The following is an 18,401-nucleotide window of genomic DNA, read 5'->3' as shown; positions in this document are numbered from 1 at the left end:
CTAATTGCGCGTTAAGGACGGAGCGTTCTTTGTCTGCGCCCTCTCGGGACTTAACCCGCAATTACCCCTAGCCGGACCCCGGACGGGCCTAAGCGACCCCGGCGCGCAGGACATCGTGCAGGTGCAGGATGCCCACCGGCCGCCCCTCCTCCACCACGAACAGAGCCATGATTTTGGACGAGTTCATGATTTCGAGCGCTGCCGATGCAATGGCGTCGGGAGCGACGCTGCGGGGGTTCTTCGTCATCACCTGATCGATCCCCTTGCCGAGGAGGTCGGGGCCCATATGGCGCCGGAGGTCGCCGTCGGTGACGATGCCGACGAGGCGGCGTGAGGCATCGGTGACGCCGACGCAGCCGAAGCTCTTTTCGCTCATCGCCAGAATGGCTTGCGACATGGGCGTGCCCGCCGGCACGAGCGGGATTTTGTCCCCTTCATGCATCAGGTCGCGCACATGGGTCAGCGCCGCGCCGAGCTTGCCGCCCGGGTGGAAAACGCGGAAATCGGAGGCTGTAAAGCCGCGCCCTTCCAGAAGGGCGATCGCCAGGGCATCGCCGATCACGAGCTGCATGGTCGTCGAGGTCGTGGGGGCTAGGCCATGCGGGCAGGCTTCGGTCGCTTTGGGCAGAGCCAGCACGATATCGGAGGTGCGGCCGAGCGCGCTTGCCGCCTCCGAGGTGATGGCGATCACCGGGACGTCGAAACGCTGGGTGTGATGAATGACTTCCCGGAGCTCGGGCGTCTCGCCCGACCAGGACAGGGCGACGACCACATCTTTCGCCGTGACCATGCCGAGATCGCCATGGCCGGCCTCCGCCGCATGGACGAAGCTTGCGGGGGTGCCGGTGGAGGCAAAGGTCGCGGCGAGCTTGCGGCCCACATGGCCGCTTTTGCCCATGCCGGTGACGATGACGCGGCCTGCGCCGCCTTCAACGGCTTTGGCGATCACCTCGACGGCCTTGCAGAAGGCGCGCCCGAGGTCGCCCTCAAGCGCCTGCGCGAGGGTGGCAAGTCCCTGACTTTCCAGATGAACTGTCTTGCGGGCCGAATCCAGCGCCGGCATCTCGTCGGTCTCTTCTCCGGCAAGGCGGACAGGTTTGGGCACGCGACTACTCCTGAACTCACCCTTGTCTAGTCCCACCGCCCGAAGGCGGCAAGCCGGGCGAAGTGTCGGGCCGAAACGAACCCGATATTAACCACCCCGGTTCGATCTTCGTTAACCATGATCGAGCCGAGGACCGGACCCCTTCCCGGCGGCGGCGGGCGCGTGCCCGGCCGCCGCGCTTGCGTATCTTTGGCGGTCCTTGCGTTGCTGTTGCTGGCATCCGCGGCGAGCGCACAGGAGATTCGCGGCTCGCTGGAAGCCCTGCCCGGCGCCGATGACGATTTCGCCCCCGATGCGCTGGGGATCGCTCCCGACAGCGCGTTTGCCGAGGACCCGGACAATCTCGCAGAGGAGCCGCTGGAGGATCTCAGGGGCGTCGAGCCGCCGCCGCTCGCCGAGCCCGAGGAAAGGCTGAAGCGGAAAAAGCGCCCCGAGGAGGACAATCCGTTCGACCCGGTCGGCATCCGCGCCGGCGCTTTCCTGTTCAAGCCGACCTTCGATGCCTATGGCGGCTACGAGACCAATCCGACCTCGACCGAAGAGAATGGCGGTTCGCTCTATGGCCGCAGCGAAGGCCGGCTCGACATCGAGTCGGACTGGGCGCGCCATGCCTTCCGCGGCCGGCTCGAGGCCGAATACACCGCCTATGAGGCCTTTGAGGATCTGAACGCGCCGCGCCTTGCGGCAGACGGCGCGCTTCGGCTCGATGCGCACGAGGATCTCAGAATCGATCTCCTCGCCCGCACCGAACTCGACAGCGAGAGCCCGGGCGATCCCGAAGTGCCTGACGGCGTGAAGGGCCGGCCTGAAAATCTGCGCATGGGTGCCGGCGGCGGCATCACCTACAAGCCGAACCGCCTGTCGCTCCGCCTCAAAGGCGATGTCGACCGCCGCACTTATGAGGATGCGGAACTCAACAACGGCTCGACCGTCGACAATGAAGACCGTAACTACACGGCCTACCGCCTCGGCCTGCGGACGGGTTACGAATTGCATCCGGGCTTCGAGCCCTTTGCCGAGATCGAAGGCAATAGACGCGAATACGATCTCGACGAGAACGATTCAGGCCTGCAGCACAACACCGAAGGCTACAAAGCCTATGCCGGCGTCCGGCTCGAGCCGAACCCGATCTGGTCGTTCGAAGGCGCTATCGGCTATGGCCATCTCGAGGCCGAAGATCCGTTCGAGCCGAAACTCGACGATTTCATCGCCAAGGCCTCGCTGATCTGGCAGCCGACGGTGAAAACCAAAGTCACACTGACCGCCGAAAAGGACGTCTCGTCCGGAGGGCTCAGTTGCTGCGCGGTCGCGCGCGAAGTCAGTGCCAGCGTCGAAATCGAGCATGAATTGCAGCGCAATTTCTTCTTTACCGCGAGCCTCGATTACGAGCGCTCCTTCTATCCGCGCGCCGATTACACGCTGCAGGATGTCGATGCCGAAATCGCGCTCGAATACCGCTTCAACCGCACGGTTTCGGCGCGCCTTCGCGCCGCGCACCAGATCAGCGACAGTTCGAACGACGGCGAAGACTACGACACAAGCTTGATCGAGATCGGGCTTCGCGTTCAGCGCTGATTATTTGAGAGATGCTATCTCAGCTCTCAGCAGCGGACCGAGATCCTCGCGCTCAAGCCCGTAAGCAAGATTTGCGGTGAGGAAGCCGATCTTCGAGCCGGTATCGTAGATGCGGCCTTCGAACTGATAGCCGAAGAAATCCTGGGTCTTCGCCAAAGTCAGCATCGAATCCGTCAGTTGGATTTCGCCGCCCGCGCCGCGCTCCTGCTTTTCCAGGAGGCCGAAAATTTCCGGCTGCAGGATATAGCGGCCCGAAATCGAATAGTTCGACGGCGCATCTTCGGCTTTGGGCTTTTCAACCATGCCGGTGATCTTGAAGCCGGAGCCCTTCTTCTCGCCGACGCCGACGATCCCGTACTGATGCACCTGATCCTTTGGCACTTCGTTGACGGCGATGATATTGCCGCCGGTCTCGCCATACACCTTCATCATGCCGGCGAGGCAACTCGGACCGTGATGCAGCATATCGGGCAGAAGCAGTGCGAACGGCTCATCGCCGACGATATCGCGCGCGCACCACACCGCATGGCCAAGGCCCAGCGGCTCCTGCTGGCGCGTGAAGCTCGTCTGGCCGGCTTTGGGCAGATCCCTTTTCAGCGCCGCGAGTTCCTTCGTCTTGCCGCGGCCTTCGAGCGTCGCGTCGAGTTCGAACTGCTTGTCGAAATGATCCTCGATCACACCCTTGTTGCGTCCGGTGACGAAGATGAAATGCTCGATGCCCGCCGCCATCGCCTCATCGACGACATGCTGGACGACCGGGCGGTCGACCACTGTCAGCATTTCCTTCGGAATGGCCTTGGTGGCTGGGAGGAAACGGGTGCCGAGGCCGGCGACGGGAAGAACTGCCTTGCGGATACGCTTCATAGGGGGCCGAAATCTCCGAGGGGCGGGGGACGGTGTGTTGACCGGTTGTTCACCACACCATTGCTTTCCGGGCGTTTCTAGCGCCAAAACAAGGGGAAAGTAAGCGGTCGCATGGCCTGTTGGCATCAGGAGACATGGGAAATGAGCGTACTTGTGACGGGCGGCGCCGGCTATATCGGCAGCCATATGGTTCTGGAACTCCTCGCCAATGGCGAGAAGCCGGTGGTCATCGACGATCTGTCGACGGGCTTTCGCTGGGCGGTTCCGGACGATGTGCCGTTCATCCATGGCGATATCGCCGACGGGCATCTCGTCGAGCGGGTCCTGCGCGACCACAAGATCGACTCGATCATCCATTTCGCCGCGCGCATCGTCGTGCCGGATTCGGTGTCCGATCCGCTCGGCTATTACCTCGCCAACACGATGAAGACGCGAAACCTCCTCCAGGCCGCCGTCTCGACCGCGATCCCGCATTTCATCTTCTCGTCCACCGCCGCCATTTACGGCAATCCGGCGACCAATCCGGTCGGCGAGGACGCCGTTCCGAGCCCGATGTCGCCTTACGGCACCTCAAAGCTGATGAGCGAGATCATGCTGCGCGACGCTTCGCTCGCCCATGGCCTGCGCTATGTCGCACTGCGCTATTTCAATGTCGCGGGCGCCGATCCCTTCGGACGCGCCGGCCAATCGACGCAAGGCGCAACGCATCTTCTGAAAGTCGCGTGCGAAACCGCGCTCGGCAAACGCCCGTCGATTTCCGTGTTCGGCACCGATTACGAGACGCGCGACGGCACCTGCGTGCGTGACTACATCCATGTCGCAGATCTCGTGCACGCGCATCTTCTGGCGCTGCGCCATCTGCGCTCTGGCCCGCAAAGCGACAATCTCACGCTCAACTGCGGCTATGGCGAAGGCGCTTCGGTGTATGAGGTCATCAACGCCGTCAAACGCGTGTCGGGCCGCGATTTCACCATCAACTTCGCCGACCGCCGTCCGGGCGATCCCGCCAAGATCGTCGCCGGCGCCGACCGCATCCGCCATCTCCTCGGCTGGGTGCCGAACTATGACGATCTCGACACGATCGTCGCGCACGCTTTGTCCTGGGAAGCCAATCTCGACGAGCGCCTGCGCACCAACGCAGCCTGACGAACTCCCCGATTTTAACCGTTTGGTAACCACAAGCGGGCCGTTCTAGACTTCGTGGGCGGGGGCTCGCGATGCGGAGCGGATTATGACCGGAACGACGCTTTTGAAGCGCGCCGTCCTGACTGTGGCCCTGCTATGGGCCCCCCTCTTCTTATCAGTTCCGGCTTCCGCCAATTTCCAGACCTATGTGCAGGGCCTGTGGCCGCTGGCCGAAAAGCGTGGCGTGCCGCGCGCCGTCTTCAAATCCGCGTTCGACGGCATGACGCCCGATCCGGACGTGCTCGGCCTCGCCCGCAAGCAACCGGAATTCAAATCGACCCCGGCGCAATATCTCGCCAAGCGCGTCTCGGCGCTGCGTGTCGAGAAGGGCCGCGCCAAGGCCAAGGAATGGGGGGAGGTTCTCGCCCATATCGAGGCGACCTATGGCGTCGACCGTTTCGTCGTTCTCTCCGTCTGGGGCAATGAAACTAATTTCGGCGGCTATCTCGGCGGCCACAACGTCCTGCGCGCGATGGCAACGCTCGCCTATTCCGGCTACCGCGCCGACTACTTCAAGAAAGAGCTTCTGATCGCGCTCGATATTCTGGCGCAGGGCCATACCGTTCCGGAAAACATGATCGGCTCCTGGGCCGGCGCGATGGGCCACACGCAATTCATGCCGTCGAGCTTCAAGGCTTATGCGGTCGATGTCACCGGCGACGGCCGGCGCGATATCTGGACGACGATCCCCGACGCGCTCGCCTCCACCGCCAATTATCTGAAAGTCCACGGCTGGCGGGCCGGCGAAACGTGGGGCTACGAAGTCGTGCTGCCGAAAAACCTAAATCCCACGCAGGCAAAAGCGATGGGCGCGGTGTCGATCGCGCAATGGCAAAATCTCGGCGTAACGCGCGCCAACGGCCAGCCCTTCCCGCGCCCCACGGATACGGCACGCCTCGTTATGCCCGGCGGCACCACCGGCCCGGCGCTTCTAACCCTTCCCAATTTCAGGGTTATCAAGCGCTACAATAATTCCGACAATTACGCGCTTGCCGTCGGCTATCTGTCGGACCGCATGCGCGGCGGAAACCCCTGGGTGACGCCCTTCCCGATCGATCAACTGCTCTCCGAAGAGGAGCGGCTCGAAATACAGAAGCTCTTGAAAAGCCGCGGTTTTCCGATTTCGAAACTCGACGGCCAGCTCGGCACGGAAACGCGCTCGGCGATTTTCGCCTTCCAGAAGGAGACCGACACGGCCGCCGACGGCCTGCCGACGCCCGACGTTCTGGAGCGCCTGCGCGCCGCGAAGAAATAGCAGGCCATATTTGCGCCGCAGCCCTCTGGCGGTTATGCCAAGGCAATGCGGACGCTGAATTTTCTCCTTGCGATTCTCGTTCTCACCCTCGGCCTCGCCGCGGGCGTCTCGCCGTCGCACGCGCAGTTCTTCGAGCCGCGCTATTCCCCGCCGGGCGGCAACGCACCGCGCGTCTATCGCTTGCCGGGCACTGGCGGCGGTGGTGAGGAAGGCTCACGCCGGCAATATGTTCCCGAGCAGCGTACGCGCCCGCGCCAAAGTTTCTTCGACCGCCTGTTCGGCCGGCCGGTTCGTCCGCCGCCGACGGCGGGGACATCGCGTCCCGACGGCCTGGGCGGCCAGTCGGTCGACAACGATCAGGCCGCGCCCGCCGCGCCGAAAGTTGCGAAGACGATCTTCGTTGCAGTGATGGGCGACTCGCTCGCCGAAAATCTCGCGCCCGGCTTGAACGATGCATTGTCCGAGCGCCCCGAAGTCGGGCTTGTCCGCGAGATCCGTTCGGGCGCCGGGCTTCTGAAGGAAAGCAAAACGAGCTGGCGCCAGACGACCGATGAAATTCTGGCGCGTCAGCCGCAGGTCGCCGCCGCCGTCATCTTCATCGGACCGATGGACGATGCGCCGGCACCCGTGAAGAAGAAAGCCGAGGTCGAGACCACAGGCCCGACGATCGCAACGACGGCGCCCTGGCAGGACGACTATGCCAACAAGGTCGATGAGATTGCGCTCGCCTTCCGCCAGAAAGGCATTCCGCTGCTTTGGGTCGGCTTGCCGCCGGTCGAAGATCCGAAAACGACCGCCGAATATCTCCAGCTGAACGAGCTCGTGCGCCAGCGCGTAGCGGCCCTCGGCGGCACGTTCATCGATGTGTGGGAAGGCTTCGTCAACGAGGACGAGGAATTCACCGTGCAGGGCCCGAACATCGAAGGCCGCGTCGTGCGCCTCCGCACCGCCGATGGCCTGCACTTCACCAAAGCCGGTGCGCGCAAGATCGGCCATGCGGTCGAGCTTGAACTGCGCACCATTCTTGCGCCGAAGGATCAGGGCGATGCGATGTCCGATATCGGCGTCGATCCCGGCGCGCCGACCGTTCCCGGCTCAAGCCGCATTCTGATGCTCGGCATGACGCCGCGGACGCCCGGCGCGATCCTCGTACCGCCGGCACCGCCGCCCGCACCCGACAAGACGAAGAAGCCCGAATTCAATCCCGGCGTGATCGCGGGGCCCGAAGGTGCCGCGCCCGATCCGTCGGCCGCCGCCGCAAAACCGGCTCAGCCGCCGGTGTCGGAAGATGCGCTTGTGACCGGCGCCGCCATTCCGGCCAAGCCCGGCCGTGCCGACGATTTCGCCTGGCCGGCAACGGCTGCGAATTAAGCCTTACACTCGCGGCAGAACCGTCTCGCCCATCAGGAAGGCATCGACCGAGGCCGCCGCCTGACGGCCTTCGCGGATCGCCCATACAACGAGCGACTGGCCGCGGCGCATATCGCCCGCCACAAAGACATTCGACACCGACGTCTCATAGCTCGACTGATTGGCAATGACATTGCCGCGCGCATCGAGCGCAACGCCAAGCTCGCTCAGCATGCCTTCATGCACCGGATGCACGAAGCCCATTGCGAGGAACACGAGATCGGCTTTGAGCGTGAATTCCGAACCGGGCACCGGCTGGAACTTCGCATCGACCTTCACGCAATTCAGACCCGTGACGCGGCCGTTCTCGCCGGAGAAGCTCTGCGTCAGAACCGCAAAATCGCGCTCGGCGCCTTCTTCATGTGAGGACGACGTGCGCAGCTTCAGCGGCCAGTCCGGCCAGATGTGCAGCTTGTTTTCCTTCACCGGCGGCTGCGGCAGGATTTCGAGCTGCGTCACCGACAAAGCGCCGTGACGCACCGAGGTGCCGATGCAGTCCGAACCGGTATCGCCGCCGCCGATGACGACGACATGCTTGCCGGTCGCCAAAATCGGATCGGCGACATCGGTGTTCTCGCCGGAGACGCGGCGATTGTTCTGCGTCAGGAAATCCATCGCGAAATGAACGCCCGACAATTCGCGGCCGGGCACCGGAAGATCGCGCGGCTTTTCCGAACCGCCGGTCAAAACCACCGCATCATAAGTTTTCCGAAGTTCTGCGGCCTTCACATCGACGCCGACATGGACCCCGTAATGGAAGGTAACCCCTTCCTGCTCCATCTGTTTTACGCGGCGGTCGACGAGATGTTTCTCCATCTTGAAGTCCGGAATGCCATAACGCAGAAGGCCGCCGGCGCGCTGATGCTTTTCAAACAGATGCACATCGTGGCCGGCGCGCGCGAGCTGCTGGGCACAGGCGAGGCCTGCCGGGCCAGACCCGATAACAGCGATTTTCTTGCCGGTCTTCGGCCGCAGCGACTGGATTTCGATCCAGCCGTTTTCCCACGCCTTGTCGGCGATCGCCTGTTCGATGGTCTTGATGGTGACCGGCGCGTCCGACAGGTTCAGCGTGCAGCTTTCCTGGCACGGCGCCGGGCAGATGCGGCCGGTGAATTCCGGGAAATTATTGGTCGTATGGAGATTGTTCGCCGCTTCCTGCCAGTCGCCGCGATAGACGAGATCGTTCCAGTCCGGGATCTGGTTATGGACGGGGCAACCATTGTGGCAGAAGGGAATGCCGCAATCCATGCAGCGCGCGGCCTGACGCTTCGTGCCTTCATCGCCTAAAGGCAGCACGAATTCGTTGTAATGACGCACGCGGTCGGACGCCGGCGCATATTTGCGATCCTGGCGCTCGATCTCGAGAAAGCCCGTAACTTTGCCCATAGCCCGTCCTTAACTCACCCTAAGCCGCTGCTTCGAGGCCAAGAACCTCTTCGCAACGGGCAATCCACTTCCTCACGCCCGGCCGGGACGTAAGATCGAAGCCGCCCTGAGAGCTAAGCCTCGTATAGGCCAGAAGCGCGATATCGGCGACCGACAGCGCACCTCCGACAAAAAACGCATCGCCGCCGAGCCGCGCCTCCATGAAGTCGAGGGCCTTTTCCGCCCGTTCGACCCGCATCGGATCGCGCTCATCGCGGCTCTTGCCGAGATAAACCATCTGGAACCGGCACACCGCCACATAAGGTTCGTGGCTGTACTGCTCCCAGAAGAGCAACTCGTCGACCTTCGCCTCGAGGAACGGATCGTCCGGCAGAAGGCGGCTGTCGCTCGCCAGATACCGGATGATCGCATTCGACTGCGCAAGACACCGCCCGTCGTCGAATTCGACCACGGGCACCTGCCCCATCAAACTCTTTGCGAGAAAAGCCGGCGTGCGGCTTTCCCCCTTTGCGATATCGACGGGCACGAACTCATAGGGCAGACCGAGATGGTCGGCCGTGTAGAGAACTTTCAGGCAATTTCCTGAATTCGTGTCGCCGAGAATTTTCACTCCGCCGGCTCAAGTTGGCGCTTTTGCTTCTCCATATCGGCCAGCGCGCGCCGGTACTCCACCGGCATGACCTTGATGAACTTGCCGCGGTACTCGGCCCAGTTATCGAGAATTTTGCTCGCGACCGTCGAGCCCGTATAGCGCTCGTGATTGGCGATGAGCTGCAACAGACGCTCGGCGTCAAAGCGCGTCATATCGCTGGTCAGCTCGACGCGGCCCTTGAACAGAAGATCGCCGCCCTGGTGATGGACGCGGCGCATCAGCTCTTCTTCTTCGGCAACCGGCTCGAACTCGACCATCGACATGTTGCAACGCTTCTTGAACGTGCCGTCCATGTCGAGGACGTAGGCCACGCCGCCCGACATGCCGGCCGCAAAGTTGCGGCCCGTCTGTCCGAGAACGACGACAACACCGCCGGTCATATATTCGCAGCCGTGATCGCCGGTGCCTTCGACAACGGCGATGGCGCCGGAGTTGCGGACGGCAAAGCGCTCGCCGGCAAAGCCGCGGAAATAGCACTCGCCGGCAATCGCACCATAGAGAACCGTGTTGCCGACAATGATCGACTGCTCGGGAACAATGCCCGTCTTCTTCGGCGGCTTGACGACGATGCGGCCGCCGGAGAGTCCTTTGCCGACATAGTCGTTCGCTACACCCTCAAGATCGAAGGTGACGCCCTGCGCAAGCCAGGCGCCAAAGGCCTGACCGGCGGTGCCGTGCATCTTCACCGAGATCGTGTCGTCCGGCAGGCCCTTATGGCCGTAGCGGCGCGCGATCTCGCCCGACAGCATGGCGCCGGCCGAACGGTTGATGTTCCGGATCTCGATGTCGAACGCCGACTTCTTGCCGCTTTCGAGCGCGGGCTTTGCCTTCTCGATCAAAGTGCGGTCGAGCACGGCTTCGAGATGGTGATCCTGCGTTTCGCAATGGAAGATCGGCGTGTTGCGCGGCTGTTCCGGCTTTTTGAACAGGCGCGAGAAATCGAGGCCCTTGGCCTTCCAATGCTCGATGACTTTTGTCCGGTCCAGCATCTGCATCTGGCCGACCATGTCGCTGAACTTCCGGTAGCCGAGCTGCGCCATGATCTCGCGCACTTCTTCGGCGACGAAGAAGAAATAGTTGATGACGTGTTCGGGCTGGCCGGTGAAGCGCTTGCGCAGAACCGGGTCCTGCGTCGCAACGCCGACGGGACACGTGTTGAGATGGCACTTGCGCATCATGATGCAGCCCGCCGCGATCAGCGGCGCGGTCGAGAAGCCGAATTCGTCGGCGCCGAGCAGCGCGCCGATGACGACGTCGCGTCCGGTGCGCACACCGCCGTCGACCTGCACGGCGATGCGGCCGCGCAGTTCGTTCTTGACGAGCGTCTGATGCGTTTCGGCAAGGCCGATTTCCCACGGGGAACCGGCATGCTTGATCGAGGTCAGCGGGCTTGCGCCCGTGCCGCCTTCAAAGCCCGAAATCGTCACATGGTCGGCGCGCGCTTTGGCAACACCCGCCGCGACCGTGCCGACGCCGACTTCGGAGACGAGCTTCACCGAGATCGCTGAAGTCGGGCTGACGTTTTTCAGATCGTAGATGAGCTGCGCCAGATCTTCGATCGAATAGATGTCGTGATGCGGCGGCGGCGAGATGAGGCCGACGCCTTGCGTCGAGTGGCGCACTTTGGCGATCACCGCGTCGACCTTGTGGCCGGGCAGCTGGCCGCCTTCGCCGGGCTTTGCGCCCTGCGCCATCTTGATCTGGATCATGTCGGAGTTGACGAGATATTCCGTCGTCACGCCGAAACGGCCTGAAGCCACCTGCTTGATGGCCGAGCGCATGGTGTCGCCGTTCGCCATCGGCTTGAAACGGTCGGTTTCCTCGCCGCCCTCGCCGGTGTTCGACTTGCCGCCGATCCGGTTCATGGCAATGGCGAGCGTCGTATGGGCTTCGCGCGAGATCGAGCCGAAGGACATGGCGCCGGTGGCAAAGCGCTTCAGAATATCTTTCGCGCTTTCGACCTCTTCGAGCGGCACGCTTGTGCGGCCATCGTCTTCCGCCGTTCTGAAATCGAACAGCGAGCGGATCGTCAGCGGACGGTCCTGGCACTCGTTGATGGCCTTGGCGAAGGCGCGGTATTTTTCCGGCACATTGCCGCGCACCGCGTGCTGCAGATCGCGCACGGTGTTCGACGTCCAGGCATGGTCTTCGCCGCGCAGACGCAGTGCATATTCGCCGCCGACATCGAGCGCCTGGCGGTAGATCTGCGCGCGGCCGAACGCGGCTTCATGCCGGCGCACGGTTTCTTCGGCGACTTCCTTGAGGCCGACGCCGCCGATGGGCGCCGAAGTGCCGCGGAAATATTTTTCGACGAAATCGGACTGCAGACCGACGGCGTCGAAAATCTGCGCGCCGCAATAGGACTGATAGGTCGAGATGCCGAGCTTCGAGGCGACCTTGAGCAGGCCCTTGCCGACGGATTTGATAAAGCGCGACACCGCCTCGTATTCGGAGACCTCCGGCGGATATTCGCCGGTCTTGTGCATGTCGAGCATGGTCTCGAACGCAAGATACGGATTGATCGCTTCCGCGCCATAACCGGCAAGGCAGGCGAAGTGATGCACTTCGCGCGCTTCGCCGGTTTCGACCACAAGGCCGACGGAGGTGCGCAGGCCGTGATTGATGAGATCGTGATGCACCGCCGCGGTCGCGAGCAATGCCGGGATCGGAATCCGCGCCGCCGACACCATGCGGTCCGAGAGGATGATGATGTTGCGGCCTTCCGAGACGGCCTTGCGCGCATGCATGCACAGACGCTCAAGCGCACCGGCCATGCCGCCTGAGCCTTCTTCGGCGTCCCAGCAGATGTCGAGCGTCACGGCCGAGAAGTCCGGCTCGATGTCCTGGATGTGGCGGATCTTTTCGAGATCCGCATTGGTCAGGATCGGCTGATGGACTTCGAGCCGCTTCTTCGTCGCGCCGCCTTCATGGTCGAGAAGGTTCGGGCGCGGGCCGATAAACGACACGAGCGACATCACGAGTTCTTCGCGGATCGGATCGATCGGCGGGTTCGTCACCTGCGCGAAGAGCTGCTTAAAGTAAGTGTAGAGCGGCTTCGGCTTCAGCGAGAGCGGCGAGATGGGCGTGTCGGTGCCCATACTGCCGACCGCCTCCTGCCCTGTCACCGCCATCGGCGCCATGAGCAGCGTCAGATCTTCCTGCGTATAACCAAACGCCTGCTGACGATCCAGCAGACTGACATCGCTCGTCCAGTCAGGCGTCGACTTCACCTTGTCGAGGTCTTCGAGCTGAATCTGCGTCTTCTTCAGCCAGTCCTTGTAGGGATGGGCGGCTGCGAGCTCCGCCTTCACTTCCTCGTCGGAAATGATGCGGCCCTTGTGAAGATCGATCAGCAGCATCTTGCCCGGCTGCAGACGCCATTTCGTGACGATGTCTTCTTCCGGGAAATTGATGGTGCCCATTTCCGACGCCATGACGACGATGTCGTCGCGCGTCACGAAATAGCGCGCGGGGCGCAGGCCGTTGCGGTCGAGCGTTGCGCCGATCTGGCGGCCGTCGGTGAAGGCCATGGCGGCGGGGCCGTCCCACGGCTCCATCAGCGCGGCGTGATATTCGTAGAAATAGCGGCGCTTTTCTTCCATGTCCGGATGGCCGGCCCAGGCTTCCGGGATCAGCATCATCGCCGCATGGGCGAGCGAGTAGCCGCCCTGCACGAGAAATTCGAGCGCGTTGTCGAAGCAGGCCGTGTCGGACTGGCCTTCGTATGAGACCGGCCAGAGCTTTTTGATGTCGTCGCCGAACAGCGGCGAGGACACGGAGGCCTGGCGCGCCGCCATCCAGTTGACGTTGCCGCGCAGCGTGTTGATCTCGCCGTTGTGCGCGACCATGCGGTAGGGGTGCGAGAGCTGCCAGCTCGGGAACGTGTTGGTCGAAAAGCGCTGATGGACGAGCGCCAGCGCGGATTCAAAATCCGGATGCGTCAGATCGGGGTAATAGACCGCGACCTGATCGGACAGGAACATGCCCTTATAGACGAGCGTGCGGCAGGACAGGCTGGTGACGTAATAGCCGCGCGTGCGCTCATCGGCCGCCGCGTGCAGCACCTGCGCCACCGCCTTGCGGTAGACATAGAGCTTGCGCTCGAACACCGTCTCGTCCTCGAGGCCCGGGCCCTTGCCGACGAAAACCTGTGCATGATGCGGCTCGGTCGGCAGGACCGAATAGCCGAGCGTGGAATTGTTGGTCGGGACGTCGCGCCAGCCGAGGACGGTGACGCCCTCCTGTTTCGCGACCGTCTCATATGTTTCATAAATGATTCGCCGGCCGGTCTCGTCCTTCGGCAGGAAGACATGGCCGACGCCGTATTGGCCCTTTTCCGGCAGGGAAAACGAGAGTTTAGCCGCGCTGCGGAAGAACTTGTCCGGCACCTGAACGAGAATGCCGACGCCGTCGCCGGCGCGCGGATCGGCGCCCACCGCGCCGCGATGTTCGAGATTGGCGAGGATGGAAAGCCCCTGCTCGACAATGGCGTGCGAGGGCTTGTTCTTCAGATGGGCGATGAAGCCGACGCCGCACGAGTCATGCTCATGCCTGCCCGTATAAAGGCCGTCCGCCCCGGGCAGATGAGGGTCGCGCGCATGGGCCGCCGGAGGGCCCCAGGGCAGCGTGTTTTCGTCGAGCGGCTTCGTCATGGCCTCAGTTCCCGAAATCCCAACAGGCTCAATTGCCTGCATTACCCCAATCGACCGGCCGGGACATAGTTCGAGCGTCCGTCCGGAACCCTGCAAAAACTGCGCAAGCCTTGAAAAACCGGAGCATTCCACCCCGTCCGCGGCTGCGCTTCGTGCGATCCCCATCGCACCAACGCCAAAGAGGCGACACCTCTCCCGTCCGGTTCCCAAGAGGGAAACAGCCTAGAGCAGATGCGCCGGGAAACAAATGGACAGCAAGGCTGTCCTATTTATTTAGAAGGGGTTTAACTGGAACGGTTTTGAAACACAAGGGGTGAGCGCTGCGAAGACAGAATTGGAAAACGGTGAAGCGCATCAAAAAGACATTGCGCCCTGCAACCGCCACAACTAATTATACGCAAGAACAAAAAGGGATCAAATGCCCGCAGAGGCCTTCATTTCATACTCGCACCGTGATGAGAAGGCTCTCGCTCGTTTGCATAAGCATCTATCGATGTTGAAGCGCGACGGCATCTTATCCACGTGGCACGACAAGGAAATCACTGCTGGCTCCAATCTGGATAGCGCCATCTCCACCGCACTGGAGAAATGCGATGTATTTATTGCGCTGGTTAGCCCTGATTATCTGGCATCAAAGTACTGCTACGAACGCGAGATGGAACGTGCACTGGAGCGCGCCGGCGACGGCAGCATGCTTCTTGTACCTATAATTCTTGAACCGTGCGATTGGCAGACATCTCCGTTAGCGAAGTTCAAAGCCGTTCCTAAAGATGGGAATCCTATAGCTCTTTGGACCAACGAGAATCTCGCTTGGCTGGATGTCGTCAGTGAGGTTCGCAATGCACTTTCAAGTTCGAAGGCGCCGGACAAAAAGGCGGCCACCCCTTTGGCCGCAACGCCTTCACAACTTCGCGTGAAAATACAAAGAGACTTCGACGTCATTGATAAATCTGAATTTCGGGATCAAGCGTTCGAAACAATCCGGAATTTCTTCAAGAGATCCACTGATGAAGTAAATACCATCGAACTATTAAAAGCGCGGTTCGAAGAAATGTCCGCGACAGCCTTTACATGCACGCTCGTCAACCGCGGAAAACGGAATGGCGAAAGCCATATCACGGTTCACAATTCGAAAGGAAACCGCGGAGAGATCATTGTCGTTCACAGTGCACACGCGGAATCTAAGAATTCCTACCATGGATCGTATTCCGTCAATGCGGACGAATACCAGATGTATCTCACGGGATATATGTCCACAGATCACGGAAACGGAAGAATGTCTGGACAACAGGTTGCAGACTATCTTTGGACTGACTTTCTGCGCCGCGCGGGGGTGGAACTTGACTGAGAAAAGAAAATTCCACTGCAACAATTGCGGAAACGAGTGGGAAGAAGAGGTACTTACGAAGGAAGAAATTCGCGAGCGCGAACAACGCGACGATCCACCCGGCTCGCCCATCTCGTGCCCCAAATGTGAACGCCGAGATTTCCGTCCAGGCTGGGGGTGAACTTTGAAATTTCTGAGCTCAATTCAAGTCAAAGCCGCCTCGACGTTAAAGCCAGGAGAATTGATCAGTCGCCGGATCAGATCCATTCCGACATTCGGCCTAGTTTTGAGTGCCCCAACGAGCACCGAGCTCACGTTGGGGTATTTCCGATTTCCATTAAAAGACGGAAGCTTCTCAGCAGTTTTAATTTCGAACCAGCCAGACGAATTTTACATTTCATTTGGATTGGATTGGGTCATTGAGCCTGAAATAGATGACACCCGCACCTACCTTTCCCGATCAGACTTTCCTTCAGGAACTTTACTCGTTTCTCCCGAAGGACTGCGAATAGCCTTCGAGCCTTCAGCAGATCGGTGGGGAGCACCCAGCGTAGAGTTCAACTTGAGTACCCTTGCCCTAGTCGACAACTCCTTCGGCAAAAACTGCGCTCCTATCTATGATTGGAAAATTTGGGACAACGTTGAAAGCCGGTCTCATAATGGCGCACGCCCGATTTTCGTTCATAGGGCTCAAGCTGAGCCGACCTAGGCCAGCCCCTCCCCTCGCTCCCTACCTTGGTGACCGCCGTACCGACAGGCCGAATGTCGAGGAACTCCGAGGCGATGGGGTTCAGGGAATCGGAACGTAATTGTCTGAGGCTAAAGCGGTTTTATCTTCGGGTAAGCAATCCCTGACGCACGTTGCCCTTTTCGAATCATCTCTTCGATCGCTCCAATTTTCCAGACGCGTCCTAGCGACAACTCATACTCTTCTTGAGTAACCCCTTCCCGACCCGCGTAGACACCCACTATCAGTTCTTGTTCTTTCTCTGTCTCGACCTGGACGCCGTCCATCGTCACGAACAGATCGCCTGGCTTCGCTAAACAAATCACTGGCGATCCGGACATTCCATGCTTCGTTGTTGCGTCGATGTAAAAAACGTCATGGCTCTCACGGCCGCGAAGATTGGTCGGGGCTTGCGGCTCAGACGCGATCGAAGCGCGCTTCCAGATCGGGAAAACGCCCGTGCTAGTTATGCCTTTTGGGTATCCAAGAACGAACACTTCCTTTCCCACCGGCGGGTAGAAACTTTGGAAGTCGTCTGGGGCAACTGCCACGTCTCCTGCCGGGGGTTTCCTGCCCTTCTTTAAGGTAACTACGCCTGATCGTATGGACCTCAGCGAAACTCGTGGATCGGCAAGTTCAGGAACGATTGCACCCAAGTCTATTGCCGCATAGTCGTTCTCGGGAAAATGTTCACGATTTTCTAGCCAGACCGGCATTTCGCCTTCGTACAGATCGATAATGATAGGCTTGAAGAACAACTGCTCGCCCGATGTTGCACCGACCGTCACTTGTTGTGAGATCGTGACATGGCATCGTATCTGGGCTGGGATAGCGCCTGTCGGCGACAAACAAGAACCATTTGCTGGATTGATACCGCTTAGAACATGCCAGTTAGTGACCAGCGCATAAGTCTGGCCATATCTCATCACAAATCCGGTAGCTGAGCTAAGCAAGATCTCGTTTCTGAAAATATCAATCTTCGTTGTCGTATAGCTTAGATGGTTTCCCGGCCAAAAATCGACGTGGACTGGCTTATCCGATTCCATAGTTCTTCCCCCTCATTCCCTACCTTATTGACCGCTGTACCGACAGGCCGGATGTCGAGAAGCTTCGAGGCGATGGGTTTGAGGAGACCGGCCGCATCCTCGCCCGCAAGCCAGCCCGTTTGATGTTCCGCCAGTACGATCACCGGCATGCGGTGATGAAATTCCGCGATGGCGGAATTCGGCTCACAGGTCAGGAGCGTGAAGGTGCGCAGCCATAAGCCGCTTTCCTTGTCTTTCCAGTTTTCCCAGAGGCCGGCGAGCGCCATCGGCTCTTTCGATGCGAGCGCAATCGCCAGCGGCTGTTTTGCGCCCTTCTCGCCGCGCCATTCGTAATAACCTTTGAGCGGGATGAGGCAGCGGCGCTTTTTTGCCCAGGCGTCACGAAAGGGCGCGGTAGATGAGACCGTTTCGCTGCGCGCATTGATGAGGCTTGCGCCGCCCTTCATGTCTTTGGCGAAATGCGGCACGAGCCCCCAGCGCAAAAGATCGAGCGCGTTTTCTCCCGACTGCGGATCCTTGCGCACCGCCATCAATCTGTGGGTCGGCGCCGAATTCCAGCGCGGCCCAGCGCCCTCAAGATCGCCGGCGCGGGCGTTGAAGAGGCGCAGGAGTTCTTCGGGCTCAAATCCTTGCGCGAGGCGTCCTGGCATTTGGCCTGTTTCGGGGTTTTGGGTGGCCGCCGCAAGGCTCGTCGCTGTTACTGAGACACCGGCGTGCCGTTCAGCACGGGGCACACAAGCCGCGAAGCCGGCTCGGGCGTCAGAGCCGCTCCATTGCGCCGGAACAAAGCGAGCGCGCAATCGCCTCGAAGGTTCATGGAATGGCGTGCCAGATAGGTCGCGCCGGCTTGCGGCGTGAAAGACAGGATCGGCTCACAGACCGTGAACACCTCCCGCATCCCCGCATCCCACCTCACATGGGTTCGCCCGTAGATGGAGAAGGTGAAGGGCGCATTGGCCGGAACCTCCTTCGTCATGGAAAACTCGCGCTTGTTCTTTGCCCAGAACTCGATGCGGTTGAACTTGTCGATGATCTTTTTCTTCGAGGTACAGTCGAAGCTTGGATGCGCGTACAAAGGAGCGTTGTTTGTCTCCGAATCCGTCTCGAACATAATCGTTGCAACATGCCCTTTCGGTCCCACCGCGTATGCGGCGGGCAGGGCCGCCATCAGGAATACGGCAGCCAGAACCCCGCGCTCAAAAGCCATTTCAATTCCC

The 18,401-nt window shown here is 60.9% G+C and carries 13 protein-coding genes; 5 read left to right on the top strand and 8 right to left on the bottom strand.

Translation table 11 applies throughout. The annotated features are described in order from the left end of the window. Positions 1-88: 88 nt before the first annotated feature. A complete protein-coding gene (locus tag IZ6_RS02770) occupies positions 89-1,063 on the bottom strand; it encodes a KpsF/GutQ family sugar-phosphate isomerase (RefSeq protein ID WP_222877519.1) in 975 nt (324 codons plus the stop codon). Between the two features lie 159 nt (positions 1,064-1,222). Here IZ6_RS02770 and IZ6_RS02765 point away from each other — a divergent pair, with 159 nt between their 5' ends. Beyond that, a complete protein-coding gene (locus tag IZ6_RS02765) occupies positions 1,223-2,680 on the top strand; it encodes an outer membrane beta-barrel protein (RefSeq protein WP_222876496.1) in 1,458 nt (485 codons plus the stop codon). Here IZ6_RS02765 and galU read toward each other — a convergent pair whose 3' ends face one another. Further along, complete coding sequence (gene galU, locus IZ6_RS02760) at positions 2,681-3,544, bottom strand: UTP--glucose-1-phosphate uridylyltransferase GalU (RefSeq protein ID WP_222876495.1); 864 nt, start codon at positions 3,542-3,544, stop codon at positions 2,681-2,683. Positions 3,545-3,685: 141 nt separating this feature from the next. On the opposite strand from galU, the gene galE reads away from it, so the two are divergent. From galE to IZ6_RS02745, 3 genes are all read left to right on the top strand, one after another. Further along, entirely contained in the window at positions 3,686-4,690 is a 1,005-nt protein-coding gene (galE, locus tag IZ6_RS02755) for a UDP-glucose 4-epimerase GalE (protein ID WP_222876494.1), read from the top strand. Positions 4,691-4,775: 85 nt separating this feature from the next. Next, the gene (locus IZ6_RS02750) at positions 4,776-5,984 is read left to right on the top strand and encodes a lytic murein transglycosylase (RefSeq protein ID WP_222876493.1); all 1,209 of its coding nucleotides are present in this window, start codon (positions 4,776-4,778) and stop codon (positions 5,982-5,984) included. A 45-nt stretch (positions 5,985-6,029) separates the two neighbouring features. After that, complete coding sequence (locus IZ6_RS02745; RefSeq protein ID WP_222876492.1) at positions 6,030-7,355, top strand: SGNH/GDSL hydrolase family protein; 1,326 nt, start codon at positions 6,030-6,032, stop codon at positions 7,353-7,355. Between the two features lie 3 nt (positions 7,356-7,358). On the opposite strand, the gene IZ6_RS02740 is transcribed toward IZ6_RS02745, so the two are convergent. The 3 genes from IZ6_RS02740 to gltB are packed head-to-tail and all read right to left on the bottom strand — an operon-like array spanning position 7,359 to position 14,084. Continuing rightward, the gene (locus IZ6_RS02740) at positions 7,359-8,780 is read right to left on the bottom strand and encodes a glutamate synthase subunit beta (RefSeq protein WP_222876491.1); all 1,422 of its coding nucleotides are present in this window, start codon (positions 8,778-8,780) and stop codon (positions 7,359-7,361) included. 19 nt (positions 8,781-8,799) lie between these two features. Beyond that, positions 8,800-9,390, bottom strand: a complete 591-nt coding sequence (locus IZ6_RS02735) for a glutathione S-transferase family protein (protein ID WP_222876490.1) — start codon at positions 9,388-9,390, stop codon at positions 8,800-8,802. Then, on the bottom strand, positions 9,387-14,084 hold the full coding sequence (gltB, locus tag IZ6_RS02730; RefSeq protein ID WP_222876489.1) for a glutamate synthase large subunit: 4,698 nt from the start codon (positions 14,082-14,084) through the stop codon (positions 9,387-9,389). The genes IZ6_RS02735 and gltB overlap by 4 nt, the downstream gene beginning before the upstream one ends. 493 nt (positions 14,085-14,577) lie before the next feature. Between gltB and IZ6_RS02725 the strand changes: the two genes are divergently transcribed. After that, positions 14,578-15,432, top strand: coding sequence for a toll/interleukin-1 receptor domain-containing protein (locus IZ6_RS02725; RefSeq protein WP_420825566.1), 855 nt, complete (start codon positions 14,578-14,580; stop codon positions 15,430-15,432). A gap of 798 nt (positions 15,433-16,230) precedes the next feature. On the opposite strand, the gene IZ6_RS02720 is transcribed toward IZ6_RS02725, so the two are convergent. The 3 genes from IZ6_RS02720 to IZ6_RS02710 are packed head-to-tail and all read right to left on the bottom strand — an operon-like array spanning position 16,231 to position 18,391. Then, positions 16,231-17,184, bottom strand: a complete 954-nt coding sequence (locus IZ6_RS02720; RefSeq protein WP_222876487.1) for a trypsin-like peptidase domain-containing protein — start codon at positions 17,182-17,184, stop codon at positions 16,231-16,233. Further along, the gene (locus tag IZ6_RS02715) at positions 17,133-17,834 is read right to left on the bottom strand and encodes an SOS response-associated peptidase (RefSeq protein WP_222876486.1); all 702 of its coding nucleotides are present in this window, start codon (positions 17,832-17,834) and stop codon (positions 17,133-17,135) included. Before IZ6_RS02715 ends, IZ6_RS02720 begins: the two co-directional genes overlap by 52 nt. A 47-nt stretch (positions 17,835-17,881) precedes the next feature. Further along, positions 17,882-18,391 carry a hypothetical protein gene (locus IZ6_RS02710; protein WP_222876485.1) on the bottom strand — a complete coding sequence of 170 codons (510 nt, stop codon included), beginning with the start codon at positions 18,389-18,391 and terminating at the stop codon, positions 17,882-17,884. Between the last annotated feature and the right edge of the window lie 10 nt (positions 18,392-18,401).

The sequence above is a fragment of the Terrihabitans soli genome, from assembly GCF_014191545.1.
Taxonomy (GTDB): domain Bacteria; phylum Pseudomonadota; class Alphaproteobacteria; order Rhizobiales; family Methylopilaceae; genus Flaviflagellibacter; species Flaviflagellibacter soli.
The sequence above is the reverse complement of the archived record's forward strand: the minus strand, read 5'-3'. Positions and strand labels throughout refer to the sequence as shown.

What these genes read in the sequence shown, in the direction of transcription:
- IZ6_RS02770 (WP_222877519.1), bottom strand. Translation starts at nt 1,063, where the DNA reads ATGCCGGCGCTGGATTCGGCCCGCAAGACAGTTCATCTGGAAAGTCAG.
- IZ6_RS02765 (WP_222876496.1), top strand. Translation starts at nt 1,223, where the DNA reads ATGATCGAGCCGAGGACCGGACCCCTTCCCGGCGGCGGCGGGCGCGTG.
- galU (WP_222876495.1), bottom strand. Translation starts at nt 3,544, where the DNA reads ATGAAGCGTATCCGCAAGGCAGTTCTTCCCGTCGCCGGCCTCGGCACC.
- galE (WP_222876494.1), top strand. Translation starts at nt 3,686, where the DNA reads ATGAGCGTACTTGTGACGGGCGGCGCCGGCTATATCGGCAGCCATATG.
- IZ6_RS02750 (WP_222876493.1), top strand. Translation starts at nt 4,776, where the DNA reads ATGACCGGAACGACGCTTTTGAAGCGCGCCGTCCTGACTGTGGCCCTG.
- IZ6_RS02745 (WP_222876492.1), top strand. Translation starts at nt 6,030, where the DNA reads ATGCGGACGCTGAATTTTCTCCTTGCGATTCTCGTTCTCACCCTCGGC.
- IZ6_RS02740 (WP_222876491.1), bottom strand. Translation starts at nt 8,780, where the DNA reads ATGGGCAAAGTTACGGGCTTTCTCGAGATCGAGCGCCAGGATCGCAAA.
- gltB (WP_222876489.1), bottom strand. Translation starts at nt 14,084, where the DNA reads ATGACGAAGCCGCTCGACGAAAACACGCTGCCCTGGGGCCCTCCGGCG.
- IZ6_RS02725 (WP_420825566.1), top strand. Translation starts at nt 14,578, where the DNA reads ATGTTGAAGCGCGACGGCATCTTATCCACGTGGCACGACAAGGAAATC.
- IZ6_RS02720 (WP_222876487.1), bottom strand. Translation starts at nt 17,184, where the DNA reads ATGGAATCGGATAAGCCAGTCCACGTCGATTTTTGGCCGGGAAACCAT.
- IZ6_RS02715 (WP_222876486.1), bottom strand. Translation starts at nt 17,834, where the DNA reads ATGCCAGGACGCCTCGCGCAAGGATTTGAGCCCGAAGAACTCCTGCGC.
- IZ6_RS02710 (WP_222876485.1), bottom strand. Translation starts at nt 18,391, where the DNA reads ATGGCTTTTGAGCGCGGGGTTCTGGCTGCCGTATTCCTGATGGCGGCC.